The 16796-nt window shown below is 35.2% G+C and carries 14 protein-coding genes; 6 read left to right on the top strand and 8 right to left on the bottom strand.

The window, feature by feature from the left end:
* Nucleotides 1-144: 144 nt before the first annotated feature.
* From ACFIJ8_RS02280 to rho, 6 genes are all read right to left on the bottom strand, one after another.
* The gene (locus tag ACFIJ8_RS02280) at nt 145-1050 is read right to left on the bottom strand and encodes a ParB/RepB/Spo0J family partition protein (protein WP_026500155.1); all 906 of its coding nucleotides are present in this window, start codon (nt 1048-1050) and stop codon (nt 145-147) included.
* Between the two features lie 32 nt (nt 1051-1082).
* A complete protein-coding gene (locus ACFIJ8_RS02275; RefSeq protein ID WP_273787549.1) occupies nt 1083-1880 on the bottom strand; it encodes a ParA family protein in 798 nt (265 codons plus the stop codon).
* A gap of 6 nt (nt 1881-1886) precedes the next feature.
* Complete coding sequence (gene rsmG, locus ACFIJ8_RS02270; protein WP_273787548.1) at nt 1887-2534, bottom strand: 16S rRNA (guanine(527)-N(7))-methyltransferase RsmG; 648 nt, start codon at nt 2532-2534, stop codon at nt 1887-1889.
* Nucleotides 2534-4402 carry a tRNA uridine-5-carboxymethylaminomethyl(34) synthesis enzyme MnmG gene (gene mnmG / locus ACFIJ8_RS02265; RefSeq protein WP_375638896.1) on the bottom strand — a complete coding sequence of 623 codons (1869 nt, stop codon included), beginning with the start codon at nt 4400-4402 and terminating at the stop codon, nt 2534-2536. The genes rsmG and mnmG overlap by 1 nt, the downstream gene beginning before the upstream one ends.
* A gap of 106 nt (nt 4403-4508) precedes the next feature.
* Nucleotides 4509-5816, bottom strand: coding sequence for a tRNA uridine-5-carboxymethylaminomethyl(34) synthesis GTPase MnmE (mnmE, locus tag ACFIJ8_RS02260; RefSeq protein ID WP_375638894.1), 1308 nt, complete (start codon nt 5814-5816; stop codon nt 4509-4511).
* Nucleotides 5817-5847: 31 nt separating this feature from the next.
* A complete protein-coding gene (rho, locus tag ACFIJ8_RS02255; protein WP_015857121.1) occupies nt 5848-7113 on the bottom strand; it encodes a transcription termination factor Rho in 1266 nt (421 codons plus the stop codon).
* Nucleotides 7114-7668: 555 nt separating this feature from the next.
* Here rho and ACFIJ8_RS02250 point away from each other — a divergent pair.
* The 6 genes from ACFIJ8_RS02250 (at nt 7669) to polA (ending at nt 14491) form a co-directional block, all read left to right on the top strand.
* Nucleotides 7669-8493, top strand: coding sequence for a pyruvate, water dikinase regulatory protein (locus ACFIJ8_RS02250; RefSeq protein WP_273787545.1), 825 nt, complete (start codon nt 7669-7671; stop codon nt 8491-8493).
* A gap of 12 nt (nt 8494-8505) precedes the next feature.
* Nucleotides 8506-9102 carry a Maf family nucleotide pyrophosphatase gene (locus ACFIJ8_RS02245; RefSeq protein WP_273787544.1) on the top strand — a complete coding sequence of 199 codons (597 nt, stop codon included), beginning with the start codon at nt 8506-8508 and terminating at the stop codon, nt 9100-9102.
* Entirely contained in the window at nt 9095-9964 is an 870-nt protein-coding gene (locus tag ACFIJ8_RS02240; protein WP_273787543.1) for a shikimate dehydrogenase, read from the top strand. The genes ACFIJ8_RS02245 and ACFIJ8_RS02240 overlap by 8 nt, the downstream gene beginning before the upstream one ends.
* Nucleotides 9964-10548, top strand: coding sequence for a dephospho-CoA kinase (gene coaE / locus ACFIJ8_RS02235; RefSeq protein WP_375638892.1), 585 nt, complete (start codon nt 9964-9966; stop codon nt 10546-10548). The genes ACFIJ8_RS02240 and coaE overlap by 1 nt, the downstream gene beginning before the upstream one ends.
* A gap of 4 nt (nt 10549-10552) precedes the next feature.
* A complete protein-coding gene (dnaQ, locus tag ACFIJ8_RS02230) occupies nt 10553-11260 on the top strand; it encodes a DNA polymerase III subunit epsilon (protein WP_375638890.1) in 708 nt (235 codons plus the stop codon).
* A 321-nt stretch (nt 11261-11581) separates the two neighbouring features.
* On the top strand, nt 11582-14491 hold the full coding sequence (polA, locus tag ACFIJ8_RS02225) for a DNA polymerase I (RefSeq protein WP_375638888.1): 2910 nt from the start codon (nt 11582-11584) through the stop codon (nt 14489-14491).
* Between the two features lie 5 nt (nt 14492-14496).
* On the opposite strand, the gene ACFIJ8_RS02220 is transcribed toward polA, so the two are convergent.
* Both ACFIJ8_RS02220 and ACFIJ8_RS02215 read right to left on the bottom strand, forming a co-directional pair.
* On the bottom strand, nt 14497-15360 hold the full coding sequence (locus ACFIJ8_RS02220; RefSeq protein WP_012754439.1) for an endonuclease/exonuclease/phosphatase family protein: 864 nt from the start codon (nt 15358-15360) through the stop codon (nt 14497-14499).
* 112 nt (nt 15361-15472) lie between these two features.
* The gene (locus ACFIJ8_RS02215; protein WP_012754440.1) at nt 15473-16246 is read right to left on the bottom strand and encodes a Bax inhibitor-1/YccA family protein; all 774 of its coding nucleotides are present in this window, start codon (nt 16244-16246) and stop codon (nt 15473-15475) included.
* Nucleotides 16247-16796: the final 550 nt, after the last annotated feature.

Genomic DNA, 16796 nt, shown 5'->3' with positions numbered 1-16796 from the left:
TGGTCTCATGGCCCTTTAAACAACTTTAGCTGTAATAATAGCCTTTGAAGATAAAAAATTCTCTTCAAAAATACTATACCTTCAGATAATTTTAATTTAAGTCAAAAATATATCGATAGAATTCGTGCTATTTTAGACAATTAATTAGTTTTGCAAACGCCGGCAAATATCATCCAATTGTTCTAGTGAAGAGTAGCGTATTTTTAAATCACCACCTTTTTTGCCATGCCGAATAGTCACTTTCATTCCGATCACGTCTGCAAGTAATTTTTCTAAAGATTTTGTTTCTGTATCTTTCTCAACAGCAGTTCGTTTTTTGACTTTTGGATTTGCCTGTTCATACGCAAGTATTTCTGTTTGGCGCACAGAAAGTCCTTCGCGAATAATTTTTTCGGCTAAATCCTGTGGATTCTCAACAGTGATAAGACAGCGTGCATGACCAGCGGAGAGTTGCCCGTCGGTTAAGAATTGTTGTACTTTTGGTGGAAGTTTTAACAAACGAAGCGTATTAGCAACATGACTGCGACTTTTTCCAATAACTTGTGCTAAATCTGCCTGCGTATATCCATGTTCATTCAGCAAAATTTCATATCCCATTGCTTCTTCGATAGGATTAAGATCGGCACGTTGAACATTTTCAATAATTGCCAATTCCAAAGCCGTTTTATCATCTACATCGCGAACAATAACAGGTAATTTATTTAAATTAGCTCGCTGTGCAGCACGCCAACGCCGTTCGCCAGCAATTAATTCAAAACGATGAGGATGATCACGTGATGGTCTTACAATAACAGGTTGAACAACACCGTGCTGGCGAATTGATTGTGCTAAATTATCAAGTTCTGAATCGGTAAAATGGCGTCGCGGATTATGTGGATTGCACGAAATAGATTCAAGTGGAACAAATCGTTCAGAAACAGGAGAAGCTGTATTGGACTCTGTAAATTTGTCAGTATTTGATGAACGTGTAAGATCGCTGTTTAAACTGATATCCCCAATTAATGCCGCTAATCCACGACCCAGTCTTTTTTTTGATTGATCATCATTCATAATTTTGCTCTTTAAATTTTTAGTTGATTTTTTTAAGCAGCAGCACGTGCTTGTTTTTCACGTTGAATCATTTCTGATGCTAGACGCAAATAAGCTTGGCTCCCAGCACATTTGAGATCATAAAGCAATACAGGTTTTCCAAAAGAGGGCGCTTCTGATACTCTTACATTTCGTGGAATAACAGTACGATAAACCTTATCTCCCATAAAAGAACGTACATCTTCAACAACTTGATTTGAAAGATTATTACGTCCATCATACATTGTTAGAACGATACCTTGGATTTCTAAAGATGGATTAAGTACGGATCGCACTTGTTTTACTGTTTCAAGTAATTGACTTAAACCTTCAAGTGCTAAAAATTCACACTGCATAGGCACTAAAACAGAATCCGCAGCCCCCATAGCATTAAGTGTTAAAAGATTAAGGGAGGGAGGACAATCAATTAAAATATAATTGAATTTTTTTTCCATTTCCGGATCATCATAGAAAGCTTTACGTAAGCGTTGTATGCGATCTTGTGATGAAGAAATTTCCATTTCCACACCTAAAAGATCAAGAGTAGAGGGAACTATATAAAGATTAGGTACTGCTGTTTTTAAAGCCGCTTGTGTAATTGAAATTCCCGAAACTAAAACATCATAAGAAGATAAAGGACGGTTATTACGATCAATCCCTAAACCTGTACTAGCATTACCCTGTGGATCAACATCCATAATAAGGACATTTTCACCAATAGCCGCTAAAGCTGTTGCAAGATTAATTGCTGTGGTTGTTTTCCCGACTCCACCCTTTTGGTTTGCAATAGCGATAATTCGTGTTTCGCTCATTTTGCTCTACCCTCTATATGATCGAATATGAGAAATTTCTAAAATAACAGAATTTTCATCAACTTTACTTTTATGTTTTAACAGATCAAAGTGCCAATTGGCAGAGGCATTTTTTATTTCTGTAGCGTAATCCCGACCTTTTTGCAAAAGAGCGATTGTTTTTTCTGTTAATAAAGGAAAAATAAGTTGTAAAAGACTATTGAGCGGCGCTAATCCCCGTGCCGTTATAATATCAGATACGGGAATTTTTTGATATACATCTTCAATTCTAGCGTGATAAACCGTTGCTGGAAGATTAAGTTGAGCAATAACTGTTCGCAAAAAAGCAACTTTTTTCCCATTACTTTCAACAAGATTAATATGTCCTACTTTTTTTTCTTTCAAAAAGATAGCAATCACAATTGCAGGAAAACCTCCTCCTGATCCTAAATCACACCAATGTAAAGAATGAGCATACAAAGGAAAAATTTGTGCTGAATCTAGAATATGCCGTGTCCATAGATCTGGTATCGTTGTAGCAGATATCAAATTAATATGTGCATTCCATTGAAGTATTAAAGACTCAAACTGAATTAAATTTTCCATCGTTTCACGTGAAACAGAAGGAACAATATTTAATAATTGTTGATATTTTTTTTCTGTAGAAAAATCCATTAAGCTGTTTTAGCCTTTTCACGTCGTTGACGTTGAATATATGTAATAATAAGCGATAACGCGGCGGGTGTCATGCCATCAATTTTTTGTGCATCAGCAATTGAACGCGGCGACACTTCTTGAATTTTTGATTTAAGTTCATTTGAAAGACCTGAAATTGCCTGAATATCAAGAGAAGAAGGAATTTCTAACCGCTCATCTCTTTGAAGAGAGGCAATATCTTGTGCTTGTTTATCTAAATAAACCGCATATTGTGCTTCAATTTCTAAAGACTCTGCTGTTTTAGAATCAATTTTTTGTAATTGTGGCCAAAAATCTGAAAGACGCTCTAAAGTCATATGAGGATACGCAAGAAAATCATAAGCGGAACGCCGAATTCCATCATGATTAACGTGTAATCCATGAGCAGAAGCTTCATTAGGTGTTAAAAAAAGATTTTGACATATTGATCGTGCTTGATCAAGGCGTTCTTGTTTTTTCTGATAACATTCCCAACGTATTTCACTCACAATACCCCATTTTTGTGCCAAAGGTGTTAAACGCGTATCAGCATTATCAGATCGTAAAGATAAACGAAATTCAGCACGTGATGTAAACATCCTATAAGGTTCACAAACACCACGTGAAACCAAATCATCAACCATAACACCAATATAAGCGGTAGAACGACTTATAAGTATTTCATCTAATTTACCTACTTTACGTGCCGCATTTAATCCAGCTAAAAGTCCTTGTGCTGCTGCTTCCTCATATCCTGTTGTACCATTAATTTGGCCTGCTAAGAACAAACCCGGTAAAGAACGTAATTCTAAGCTTCTCGTTAATTGTTGTGGATTAACAAAATCATATTCAATAGCATAACCAGGTTGCAAAACTATAGCATTTTCCAACCCTTCAATGGTTTTCAATAGAGAAATTTGTACATCTTCAGGAAGAGAAGTAGAAAGACCATTTGGATAAACAGTATCATCATTTAATCCTTCTGGTTCTAAAAAGATCTGATGTCCATCACGTTCTCCAAACTTCACAATTTTATCTTCAACAGAAGGACAATAACGTGGTCCTAACCCTTCAATATTTCCAGAATATAAAGCAGAACGATAAATATTCTCGCGAATAATTTGATGTGTTTTCTCATTTGTACGTGTTATTGCACATTCAATTTGTGGTTGTTCAATTTTCTCTGTTAAAAGAGAAAAGGGAATGGGATTTTCATCTGCTTGTTGTTTTGGAAGATGATCCCAAGCAATTGTTTTTTTACTCAAACGAGCAGGGGTTCCTGTTTTTAATCGACCAAGTTTTATATGATAATTTTTTAAACGTTTAGCAAGTTGCACACTTGACTGATCTCCCATACGTCCAGCAGCCCATGTTTTATCACCAATATGAATAAAGCCATTTAAAAATGTTCCTGTTGTTAAAACAACAGCACCAGATAAAATTGTTCCTTGTTTTTTTAAAATAACACCTGATACACAATTATCTTTAACAACCAGATCAATAACTTCATCCTCAATAAGAGTAAGATTTTCTTGTTCTTTTAATAATTTTTGAATTGCTTTTTTATAAAGTTGTCGATCCGCCTGTGTCCGTGGTCCTCTTACTGCCGGTCCTTTACGTCTATTAAGTAGTCTAAACTGAATTCCAGCAGCATCTGCTGCTCTTCCCATGAGACCATCTAACGCATCTATTTCACGAACTAAATGCCCTTTTCCAAGTCCACCAATAGCAGGATTACACGACATTGTTCCCAGTGCTGATATTTTATGTGTAACAAGCGCTGTTTTGGCTCCTACACGCGCTGAAGCTGAAGCCGCTTCACAGCCAGCATGACCACCACCAACAATAACAACATCATATGATTGCATTTTATTCATTCCGTAGAAAATATTCTAAGGTTTCACGTGAAACAGAATATAAATTACATAATCTTTATAATCTGTCTATGAAATAATCAATGTTTCACGTGAATCATTATTTACCAACACAAAACTCTGAAAAAATAATATCAAGCAAATCTTCAACATCAATATCTCCTGTAATTTTTCCAAGAAAATCACTTGCACAACGGAGATGTTCTGCACGTAAACTGAGATCAAGAGAATTATAATTAAGAGAATATTCAATCTCTTTAACAGCCTCCTTTAATAATTGAAGTTGTCTTTTACGCGCCGGAACAATATTTCCAATTTCAGAAGCACGATGATGACAAAATGATTCAAGTTCTTTGATAAAATAATCAAAATTTAAACCAGTTAATGCGGAAAATTGTATAGACCAATGCTGATCATTTTTTTCATAAAGATCAAGCTTATTGCCAACACACCATATTTCAGCCGATGTTTCTGGTAAATCAACTTGCTCAGGATTTCCTATATCATAAACCAAAATAACTAAATCAGCTTCCCTAACATGCTGTTTAGCAACTTCTATTCCCATTTGTTCTATTTTATTTTCTGTTTTTCTAAAACCAGCAGTATCCGTTAAAAAAATAGGTAAACCACCAAGAATAATTCTCATTTCTAAAGCATCACGGGTTGTTCCTGCTTCTTCCGTTACAATAGCAACAGATCTTCCTGAAAGACGATTCATAATGCTTGATTTTCCAGAATTTGGAGCACCAGCAATAACAATTTTTAATCCATCACGTAAAATACTAGCACGCTCTCCTTCAGTAATATATTCACGAATAGAAGTACAAAGATCCTCAACATCTTTCCAAACTTTATCAGATATTGCGTTGGGAATATCTGCTTCATCAACAAAATCAAGTTCTGCCTCAATAAAAGCACGCGCCTTCATAAGCTTATGACGCCAATCACGATAAAGCGTCGTTAAATGTCCACTTGTACCCATAACAGCTAAACGCCGTTGGCTTTCCGTTTCTGCTTCTATTAAATCAGCAAGACCTTCTGCTTGAACAAGATCTAATTTTCCTTCTATAAAAGCACGACGTGAAAATTCACCTGCTTCTGCAATACGGCATCCAGAAAATGTCGACAATTCATCGAGAAAACGACTAACAACGGCTTTTCCTCCATGTAAATGGAATTCTGCACAATCTTCCCCCGTAAAACTATGAGGAGCAGGAAAAAAAACAGTTAAACCAGAATCTAAAAAGCTCCCATCACGAGCAGTAAGATTTCCATAATGCATAAAACGTGCTTTAGGTAAACGACCACAAAGCGTTTTAACTATATCCACAACATGAGGACCAGAAAGCCGAATGACTGCAACCCCTGAAGGTAACAATCCACTCGAAACAGCAAAGATTGTATCCACAGGTTTTATCCTAATAAAAACTTTAATGACTCTACGTATTCATTGAATCAAAAAATTCACTATTGTTTTTTGTTTGCTTTAATTTATCAATCAGAAATTCAATTGCATCTGTTACATTCATAGATGCTAAAATACGACGAAGAACAAAAATTTTGTGTAAATCTTGTCGTTCTACCAGAAGTTCTTCCTTACGCGTTCCTGACTTTAAAATATCCATAGCAGGGAAAATACGCTTATCAGCAACTTTTCGATCAAGAACAATTTCAGAATTACCTGTTCCTTTAAATTCTTCAAAAATAACCTCATCCATACGACTTCCTGTATCAATCAAAGCCGTTGCAATAATGGTTAAAGATCCACCTTCTTCAATATTACGTGCTGCACCAAAAAAACGTTTTGGACGCTGGAGAGCATTTGCATCCACACCACCTGTTAAAACTTTACCCGAAGAAGGAACAACTGTATTATATGCACGTCCAAGACGTGTAATAGAATCAAGAAGAATAACAACATCGCGTCCATATTCAACGAGGCGTTTGGCTTTTTCAATGACCATTTCTGCTACTTGTACGTGACGTATTGCAGGTTCATCAAAAGTAGAAGAAACCACTTCTCCTTTTACTGAACGCTGCATATCTGTAACTTCTTCTGGTCGTTCATCAATTAAAAGAACAATGAGATAACATTCAGGATGATTAGTGGTAATAGAATGAGCAATATTTTGAAGTAAAACTGTTTTTCCTGTCCGAGGAGGAGCGACAATTAACCCTCTTTGTCCTTTTCCCAATGGAGATATCAAATCAATCACGCGTGATGACATATCTTTCTCTGTAGGATCTTGTATTTCCATTTGGAAACGCTCATTTGAATAAAGAGGAGTAAGATTATCAAAGTGAATTTTATAACGAATCTTTTCAGGTTTTTCGAAATTAATTGTATTAATTTTAAGGAGAGCAAAATAACGTTCTCCCTCTTTTGGACTACGTATAGGGCCTTCAATGGTATCGCCTGTTTTTAAAGAAAATGACTGTATTTGTGCTGGTGAAAGATAAATATCATCAGGACCAGGAAGATAATTAGCGTCAGCAGATCTCAAAAAACCAAATCCGTCTTGTAAAACTTCAACAACACCCTCTCCTATAATTTCTACATCTTGTAGAGCAAGTTTTTTCAAAATAGCAAACATTAATTCTTGTTTGCGCATAAGAGAGGCATTCTCAACTTCTAATGTTTCAGCAAAAGAAACAAGTTCAACGGGATTTTTGCTTTTAAGTTCTTGTAGTTTCATTTTTTGCATGAAATATGCTCTTTGTAATTAAGGAGAAGATTATCTTAAATAATTTATGGAAATTTATGAATGAAATATTCTTAAGAAGAAAAATATTTTACACTCAATTTTTTTAATCTGCAAGTACCATTTATATGAAATTTATCCCTGTAATATTAAGTAATTGTATGAAAAACTTGAAAAAATATAAAAATACAAATAGTGTTTAATTTATTTTATAACAAAAATATGAGTTAGAGTTATAGCATTAATTAAATGCTATTCAAAAGTATTTTTTACAGAAATTTATATTAATAAATTTATATTAAAGAAGGGATTCTTCTTATTTATAACTGTGTTTAGTGTGGATTATTATTTATCCTCAATTTTATCCACAAAAGGGACTAAAAAAAAGAATAAAAATAACACTATCTTAAAGATATTATCCCCTCTTTTTTATAAGAGGTATAAAATTATCACAAGCATTTAATTTGTGTATAAAAACGAAGAATTTTTCCTAAATTTTAGTTTTATAAAAAACGGTAAGGATATATACACATATCTTAACAAGGAGTTAAAATTTCTGTGACAAAAGAAAAAAAATTCTTTCATTTACACATGCTTTCTGATGCAACAGGAGAAACATTAATCTCTGTTGGAAGAGCTGTGGCATCGCAGTATACAATGAGTCAGGCAACAGAGCATATCTACCCTATGATTCGTAATAAAATACAGTTACAAAAAGCTCTTGATGAAATACAACAAGAGCCAGGTATTGTTCTTTACACAATGATTGATGAAGAATTTAAACTTCTCCTTCAAAAAAGCTGTAAAAAAATAAAAGTTCCTTGTATTGATATATTGCATCCTGTTTTAAATGCTTTTCAGTCTTACCTTGGAATGCCAACACATTTACGTGCGAGCGCACAACATGATCTTAATGCAGATTATTTTCGCCGTATTGAAGCACTGGATTTTACAATAGAGCATGATGATGGACAGTCTTCCAGTAGCTTATCCGAAGCAGATGTGATCCTTGTTGGAATTTCAAGAACCTCTAAAACGCCAACAAGTATCTATTTAGCAAATCGCGGAATAAAAACGGCTAATGTTCCTCTTATTCCTAATATTGATTTGCCAGAATCCCTTTTAGAGGCAAAAAATTCTTTAATTATTGGTTTAATTGCTTCAGCTGAAAGAATCTCACATATTCGCCAAAATCGAGATTTGGGAGAAGGTTTTGCTCTTGATAGTTATACAAATCGTATCAACATAGCTGAAGAATTAATCTATGCAAAACGCATTTGCGAACGTTTTGGTTGGCCTATTATTGATGTCACAAGACGCTCTATTGAAGAAACTGCTGCTGCAATATTTGAACTTTTATCACGATTTCGTGAAGGAAAATGAGAGAAAATTCTCATGAACGCAGATACGTTAATATTAGCATCTCTTAGTTTTTATCGTGCAAAATTATTAAAAAAAGCAGGTTTAAATTTTTTCATTGAAGGAGCTTCTTTTGATGAAAGAGAAGTAGAAAAAAAAGCAAAAGAAAAAACACCTAAAGAACTCAGCTGTTTTCTTGCGGGTGCAAAAGCAAAAAATGTTTCAGATCGTTTTCCTGATGCTTTCGTTATTGGTTGTGATCAAGTGCTTGATTTGGAAGGTAAAGTTTTTCACAAAGCAACAAATATTAAGGAAGCACATCAACGTTTATGTGAGTTATCAGGAAAAACCCATTCTCTTCATAGTGCGGTAGCTTTATTTAAAAATGGTCAAAAAATTTGGGTTGAAGCTTTTAGTGCACATATGTCCGTCCGTTTGCTCTCGTCAGAATTTATTGAACATTATTTAGCACGCGTAGGAAAAGATGTTCTAAACAGCGTGGGAGTATATCAAATTGAAGGGGAAGGGATTCATCTCTTTGAAAAAATTGAAGGAGATTTTTTTACCATTGTTGGTTTACCTTTGCTGCCTCTACTCATAAAACTGCGTCATTTAGGAATTATTGATGGTTGACTTAACAATAAAAAAAATAAATTATCCGCGTGCTTTTGTTGTTGGTTCTCCAATTCATCATTCAAAATCGCCTAAAATTCACAATTTTTGGCTTAAACAATATGGTTTACAAGGAGAATATCTTGCACAAGAAGTAACATCTGAAGAATTCAGTCATTTTATTGCGTCTTTACAAAAAATAGGCTTTTGTGGAGGAAATGTTACTTTGCCTTACAAACAGGAAGCTTTTCGTTTAGCAGATTATAAAGATGAGAGAGCAACAATGATTGGTGCTGTTAATACACTTTGGTATGAAGGAAATAAGCTTTGTGCCACGAATAGCGATGCCTATGGTTTTAGCGCTAATCTTGATGATTTTGCATCTGATTGGGGAGGGGAAACAGCTCTTGTTTTTGGAGCAGGTGGTGCCGCACGCGCTATCATATATGCCTTAAAAAAACGCGGATTTGAACAGATTTATTTGGTTAACCGTACAAAACAACGCGCCGATAATTTAGCTCAGCATTTTGGAAAAACCATTAAAGTTTACGATTGGCATAAAATCCATGAAATACTCCATCAAGCTGATTTGATTGTTAATACAACCTCTATTGGTATAAAAAATCCAGAAGAAAAAAGTGATTCTTTTTTTTGTGATTTTCATAAAGCAAAAAAAACGGCGTTAGTAACAGATATTATTTATACACCATTGATAACTCCTTTTTTACAACAGGCAAAGGCTTGTAATCTCAAGACGGTTGATGGGCTTGGGATGCTTCTACATCAGGCTGTTATAGGGTTTGAACAGTGGTTTGGAATAAGACCACAGGTAACAAAAGCTTTACGGACAGCCATTTTAGAGGATATGAGTGAAAAAAGATAATGAAGATCATAGGATTAACAGGATCAATTGCTATGGGAAAATCAACAGTTGCTGATTTTTTCAAGCAAGCGGGTATTTCTGTTTTTAGTGCTGATGAAGCAGTACAACAGCTTTATAAAAGTGAGCCAGCTTTGTCATTCATAGAGCGTATTTTTCCAGGTGTTGTTGAAAACGGTGAAGTTAACCGTTTGAAACTTTCTGAAATTTTGATTGATGATAAGGAAAAATTACAAACATTAGAAAAAATAATTCATCCTTTGGTGCAAGAAAAAGAAAGGGAATTTATTAATATAGCGCGTGAACAGGGGAAAAAATTAGTTATTCTTGATATTCCACTTCTATTTGAAAAAAATGGTGAAAGTCGTGTGGATAGCGTTATTGTTGTTTCTGCCTCACCAGAAATACAAAAAGAACGTGTAATGATTCGCGAAGGTATGAATGAGAAAAAATTTGCCTTTATCAATGCTCAACAAATGCCGGATGAAAAAAAACGAGAACGTGCTGATTTTATTATTTATACAGGGAAAGATTTAGAGAATACACGTCAACAGGTTTTTGATGTGATAAAAAAACTAAAGAATTGAAGTCATGCGGGAAATTATTTTTGATACAGAAACAACAGGTTTAGATAAAGAAAAAGATCGCATAATCGAAATTGGTTGTGTAGAAATGGTTGATCGTTATCTTACGGGGCGCCAATTTCATGTTTATTTAAACCCTGAAGGCGTTATTATTCCTGATGAAGTTGTAGCAATTCACGGATTAACCAATGAACGCCTAAAAAACGAGAAAAGTTTTAATGATATTGTTGATGAATTTTTGGAATTTATTAAAGGCGCGACAATGATTGCGCATAATGCGAGTTTTGATATTGGTTTTATTAATGCAGAATTAAAACGCGTCAACAAACCGCTCATCAGTGTTGATAATATTCTTGATACACTGGCTATGGCACGGCGTAAATTTCCTATGGGGCCTAATTCTCTTGATATTTTATGCAAACGTTTTGGAATTGATAACAGCCATCGTGTTCTTCATGGTGCTTTGCTTGATGCAGAAATTCTAGCCGATGTTTATATTGAACTGATCGGTGGAAAACAAGGTGTATTGGGTTTTGGTAATAGAAGGGGTGTTGATGAACATATCCAGAATGATAAAGATACATCTTATGCAGTTAAAATTCGCCCACAGGCTTTACCTTCAAGATTGAGTACGCAAGAAAAAAGGTTGCATGCCGATTTTATCAACATGATGGGTGAAAAAGCTCTGTGGAATAACTTCAAAATTCATGAATAACATCATCTTTTCTCTAAAAAAGTCACTATTTAAATTAAAGAATATGGATGTCAAAAAAAACGGTCGTTGTGGGGAGGGGAACACCACAACGACCCTGTCGCTACATCGTACCTCAGCTATCATAGGAGGAGCAAAATGAAAGCTATTAATCCTGTAACAGCAAAGAAAAGCTCTAGGTACTTAATATAAAGTGTAACGACTTCATGTCTTATGAAAAGAAAAAATGGCTTTTTAGAGGCAAAGTGAAAAAATAAAATAAAAGTGAAAAAAATATATAAGGGTAATTTGCGTTTTTAGCTGAAATGGAGAAATAAAATTGTCATGAAAGCAACAGATCATCTTTTTTTGGTTGACGGATCAGGCTATGTTTTTCGTGCTTATTATGCTTTGCCGCCTTTAAAACGTAAAAAGGATGGACTTCCTGTAGGAGCAGTAGCTGGTTTTTGCAATATGTTATGGAAATTACTTTGTGATGCTCGTAATACAGCTACTGGTATTGTTCCAACACATTTTGCTGTTATTTTTGATTATTCATCTGATACTTTTCGGAAACAAATTTATCCTGAATATAAAGCGAATCGCGCTGAACCTCCTGAAGATCTAATTCCTCAATTTGCGCTAATACGCCAAGCAACGAAGGCTTTTAATTTGCCTTGTATTGAAAAGGAAGGCTTTGAAGCGGATGATTTGATTGCTACCTATGCAAAATTGGCAACAAAGGTTGGGGCAAAAACAACCATTATCTCTTCTGATAAGGATCTTATGCAACTCGTAAATACGCATGTATCTTTGTATGATGGAATGAAAGACAAGCATATAGGTATCTCAGAAGTTGTAGAAAAATGGGGTGTTGCACCTGAAAAAATGATTGATTTACAAGCATTAATTGGAGATTCAACGGATAATGTACCAGGTATTCCAGGCATTGGTCCCAAAACTGCAGCTCAGTTGTTAGATCAGTTTGATTCTCTTGATCTTTTGTTGCAAAATGTAACAGAAATTAAACAAACAAAACGACGTGAAAACATTCAAGCTTATAGAGAACAAGTTAAAATTTCTCGTGAACTTGTTAGGCTTAAAACAGATGTTCCTATAGATAATGATTTAGATGATTTTATTTTGGAGCCACAAGATGGTCCACGTTTAATTGCTTTTTTGAAAGCGATGGAATTTTCAACATTAACGCGTCGCGTGGCAGAGGCAACGACATGCGATGCAACTGTTATTGATGCACTTGATATAGATGTTGAATGGGAAAAACTGAGCCACGGGCATGATTCCGATATCAAGAATACTGAGCGCGCATCTCTTCATAATTTTTCTGAAAATTCTCCACAAGTTTTTGCACAAAAACGTAAAGATCAAGCGCTGACTCAAAAAATTACAAGAGATGCTTATACAACAATTCTTGATGAGGAAATTTTAAAAGATTGGTTATCACAAGCACAAGAGCAGGGTTTTTTCGCTTTTAATACTGAAACAACATCTCTTGATCCGATGCAAGCAAAGCTTGTTGGTTTTTCACTCGCATTACAGCCAGAAAAAGCAGCTTATATACCTCTTGAACATTTTGATGAAGGAGAAGAGGATCTTTTGAGGGGCGGACGCATTGCCTCGCAGATTGAGACCCGAAAAGCTTTAGCACTTTTAAAACCGATATTAGAAGATTCATCGGTGTTAAAAATTGGTCAGAATATAAAATATGATTGGTTGGTGATGAAGCAATACGACATTATTACAAGCTCTTTTGATGATACCATGCTTTTATCATATGCTTTTGATGCTGGAACGTTAACCCATAATATGGATGATTTGTCTGAACGTTGGCTTGAGCATAAACCAATTTCCTATAAAGATTTAACGCATAACGGAAAAAAAATTACTTCTTTTGCACAAGTAGATTTAAAACAAGCAACCCTTTATGCGGCAGAACATGCTGATATAACGCTACGCCTTTGGCAAGTATTAAAACCGCAACTTGTTGCTCGTGGAATGACAAAAATTTATGAACGTCTTGATCGACCCCTTGTAGAAGTTCTTGCAAGAATGGAAGAACGTGGGATTCTTATTGATCGGCAGATTTTATTGCGTCTTTCAGGAGAATTGGCACAAGCTGCTTTGATTCTAGAAGAGGAAATTTACAAACAAGCTGATGAAAAGTTTAATCTTGCTTCGCCAAAGCAATTAGGGGATATCCTTTTTGGAAAAATGGGATTACCTGGAGGCGCTAAAACTAAGGGTGGACAATGGTCAACTTCTGCACAGACCTTAGAAGAGTTGGCTGCTGAAGGTCATGTTTTACCGCGTAAAATTATTGATTGGCGTCAACTTGCAAAGCTAAAATCTACCTATACAGATGCCTTGCCTTCTTATATTTTTTCAAAAACAGGGCGAGTTCACACGAATTATTCTTTGGCAATAACATCAACAGGGCGGTTATCATCATCAGAGCCAAATTTGCAAAATATTCCAGTGCGGACTGCTGAAGGACGTAAAATTCGAACAGCTTTTATTGCTCCCAAAGGACATGTGTTACTTTCTGCTGATTATAGTCAGATTGAATTGCGCATTCTTGCACATATTGCGGATATAAAAGCATTAAAAGAAGCTTTTGCTAAAGGGCATGATATTCACGCTATAACGGCATCACAAATGTTTGGTGTTGCGATAGAAGGAATGCATTCAGATATACGACGGCGTGCAAAAGCGATTAATTTTGGTATTATTTATGGTATTTCAGCTTTTGGATTAGCCAATCAATTGGGAATTTCACGCCAAGAAGCGGGTCGTTATATTCAACTGTATTTTGAAAGATTTCCAGGAATTAAAGATTATATGGAGAAGACCAAAATTTTTGCACGTGAAAATGGTTACGTAGAAACAATTTTTGGACGTCGTATCCATTATCCAGAAATAAAAGCAAAGAATGTAAAAATTCGTTCTCTTAATGAGCGAGCAGCTATTAATGCTCCAATTCAAGGTTCCGCGGCTGATATTATTCGCCGCGCTATGATACAGATGGAAAATGCTTTAAAAGAAGAAAAATTATCAGCAAAAATGTTGCTGCAAGTGCATGATGAACTGATTTTTGAAGTACCAGAAGAAGAGAGTAAAAAAACCATGGCTGTTGTTAAAAATGTTATGGAAAATGCTACAATGCCGATTTTATCTTTATCTGTACCGCTTGAAGTAAAAGTCATGACGGCTCAAAATTGGGATGAGGCACATTAATTTTTTTATTTATTTTTAAGAATGTTGATTGCGTTGGAAAGATTAAGATAGGCTTTGATAGGCAAATGATCTGAAGCAATGCGTGCAAGCGGTGAATGATGATTTTCAATACTTGTTACCAATTGGTGGGGAAAAGAAAAAACTCTATCAAGGGCTAAAAAAGGAAAGCGAGATGGAAAACTTGGTACAACTTCAAAAGTGCTATCAAAATAGGGAGAAAAATGATTTAAAGATGAGCCTTTTCCCATCCGCCATTCATTAAAATCTCCTATGAGGAGTGTAGGCATAAGGGAGCGTTTTTGGAAAATTTCAAGGAGCATTTTTGTTTGTTGTTTACGAGAGTAACGTAATAAGCCAAAATGAGCCGCAATAATACGAATAGGGCCTGCTGCCATTTCCAACTCTACAATTACAGCCCCACGTGGTTCAATACTAGGCAGAGTGACTTGTAAAGTATCACGTACATATCCCTTTCGCAAAAAAAGAGCATTACCATGCCAACCGTGTCCATGAGGTGACATAGTATTAAGAGGTACAGGAATCAAACCGGTTTCAGCTTTTAATAGCTGAAGATTAATCAAACCGACGCGTTCTCCAAAACGTCTATCTGCTTCTTGAAGAGCAAGGATATCAACTTGTAATTCAGTAATAACACGGACAATTCTTGTAGGATTAAAAATTTTATCAACACCTACACATTTATGCACATTATAGGAAGCAACAGTCAGATCATAATTACTATTTTGATTGATGATGTTTGATTGATGATGAGAGCGGCTGTGAATTGCATTTAAAAGGGAGCTATGGAGTTTTTGTTGGATAAAACTGGTAAACCAAGGGAATTTTTGCTTATAAGGTATTTTTGTCATTTTGCGAAAAGGATAGTCCCTAAGAGGCAAAGGGTAAAGACTTACACTAAAAACAAAAGAACCTTGTCTCTTTTAGAAACAAGGTTCTTTAATTAAGTTATGATTTCTGTAATCAATCACGGTTTGAGCCAAGAAATTGTAGCAAGAAGACAAACATATTGATGAAATCAAGATAAAGATTCAACGCGCCCATAATAACTTTACGTCCTCTGGTGTCGCTTTCATCTCCTTCATAATACATCAACTTAATGCTTTGGGTATCGTAGGCTGTTAAACCAGCAAAGATCAATACGCCAATCACAGAAATAGCAAATTGCAAAGCGCTTGATCCAAGAAAAATGTTCACAATCATGGAAAGAAACAAGCCGATCAATCCGATGAATAGGAATGAACCGATTGCTGTGAGATCACGCTTTGTCGTATAACCATAAAGTGAAAGAGCTCCAAAAGCTGCAGCGGAAATAACAAATGTTTGCACAACACTTTCTGTCGTATAGCGCAAAACGATTGAAGACAGTGAAAGACCAACCAGAGCAGCATAACCAAAAAAGAGGCTACGAGCAGCATTTGTGCTCAATGTATTAATTTTAAAACTGAGGAATAAAACTGCTATGAGTGGCGCAAACATAACAATGTAAGAGAATGGCGATGTATAAAATGTTACTCCAAATGATGTTAAATAAACACTGCTATTGATCTGAGCTGCTGCTTGGCTCATATCTGTTGTCGTTGCTAATGATACAATTACATAAGCGGCAGCAGCTGTAATAAGCAAACCAATGGCCATTGTATTGTAGACACCCAACATATAGTCGCGCAATCCCTGATCAATTGATGCATCGGCGTGAGAAGTAGGCGCCGAACGTAAATTTTTAAAATTAGCCATAATATAAAATCCTTTAGCATATGTCCCGTCAGGTATAGGGCTTTAAAAGTGTCTCTGTCATTACACAGATAAGCTTGGCATAAGCCTTAATTGGGCAAATACAAAAACCCTTAAGAATCACTGACAGAATTCCAGCATATTTGCTCTTATTATGGAGATTTATTTAAAAATTACAAGAGATTTATATGAAGAAGGAACCTTACAAATTGGTAAGGAAACGGTTCATTTTACTAAAAAATATTTCCATTTTTCGCCATATTTTTACAAGATAAAAAGACTGTACTCAAAAGGTTTTTATTATTCACAGAAACTATGTAATACAATCCTTTATAAAATATCCACTATTTTTGCATTTTTAAGAAGAGAGGCAAGTATCTATAATACTATTTTTCAACCTTCAATATTGCACCTGTTTTGCACGGTTAGAAGAGCTATTGAATTGGATTTATATAACATATTGATATATAATGATAAACTGTCTTTTTGTATGCTAAATGATATTTCAAATAAAAGAGATTTAGGCTTTTAAGGGCTTTTATCCAATATGAAA

The organism is Bartonella sp. MF74HXZ (assembly GCF_042194445.1).
Lineage (GTDB): Bacteria > Pseudomonadota > Alphaproteobacteria > Rhizobiales > Rhizobiaceae > Bartonella > Bartonella grahamii.
This window is presented reverse-complemented; position numbering and strand designations above follow the sequence as displayed.

What these genes read in the sequence shown, in the direction of transcription:
- mnmG (WP_375638896.1), bottom strand. Translation starts at nt 4,402, where the DNA reads ATGCAATCATATGATGTTGTTATTGTTGGTGGTGGTCATGCTGGCTGT.
- ACFIJ8_RS02220 (WP_012754439.1), bottom strand. Translation starts at nt 15,360, where the DNA reads ATGACAAAAATACCTTATAAGCAAAAATTCCCTTGGTTTACCAGTTTT.
- ACFIJ8_RS02240 (WP_273787543.1), top strand. Translation starts at nt 9,095, where the DNA reads ATGGTTGACTTAACAATAAAAAAAATAAATTATCCGCGTGCTTTTGTT.
- ACFIJ8_RS02275 (WP_273787549.1), bottom strand. Translation starts at nt 1,880, where the DNA reads ATGAGCGAAACACGAATTATCGCTATTGCAAACCAAAAGGGTGGAGTC.
- coaE (WP_375638892.1), top strand. Translation starts at nt 9,964, where the DNA reads ATGAAGATCATAGGATTAACAGGATCAATTGCTATGGGAAAATCAACA.
- rsmG (WP_273787548.1), bottom strand. Translation starts at nt 2,534, where the DNA reads ATGGATTTTTCTACAGAAAAAAAATATCAACAATTATTAAATATTGTT.
- ACFIJ8_RS02280 (WP_026500155.1), bottom strand. Translation starts at nt 1,050, where the DNA reads ATGAATGATGATCAATCAAAAAAAAGACTGGGTCGTGGATTAGCGGCA.
- ACFIJ8_RS02245 (WP_273787544.1), top strand. Translation starts at nt 8,506, where the DNA reads ATGAACGCAGATACGTTAATATTAGCATCTCTTAGTTTTTATCGTGCA.
- rho (WP_015857121.1), bottom strand. Translation starts at nt 7,113, where the DNA reads ATGCAAAAAATGAAACTACAAGAACTTAAAAGCAAAAATCCCGTTGAA.
- dnaQ (WP_375638890.1), top strand. Translation starts at nt 10,553, where the DNA reads ATGCGGGAAATTATTTTTGATACAGAAACAACAGGTTTAGATAAAGAA.
- ACFIJ8_RS02215 (WP_012754440.1), bottom strand. Translation starts at nt 16,246, where the DNA reads ATGGCTAATTTTAAAAATTTACGTTCGGCGCCTACTTCTCACGCCGAT.
- polA (WP_375638888.1), top strand. Translation starts at nt 11,582, where the DNA reads ATGAAAGCAACAGATCATCTTTTTTTGGTTGACGGATCAGGCTATGTT.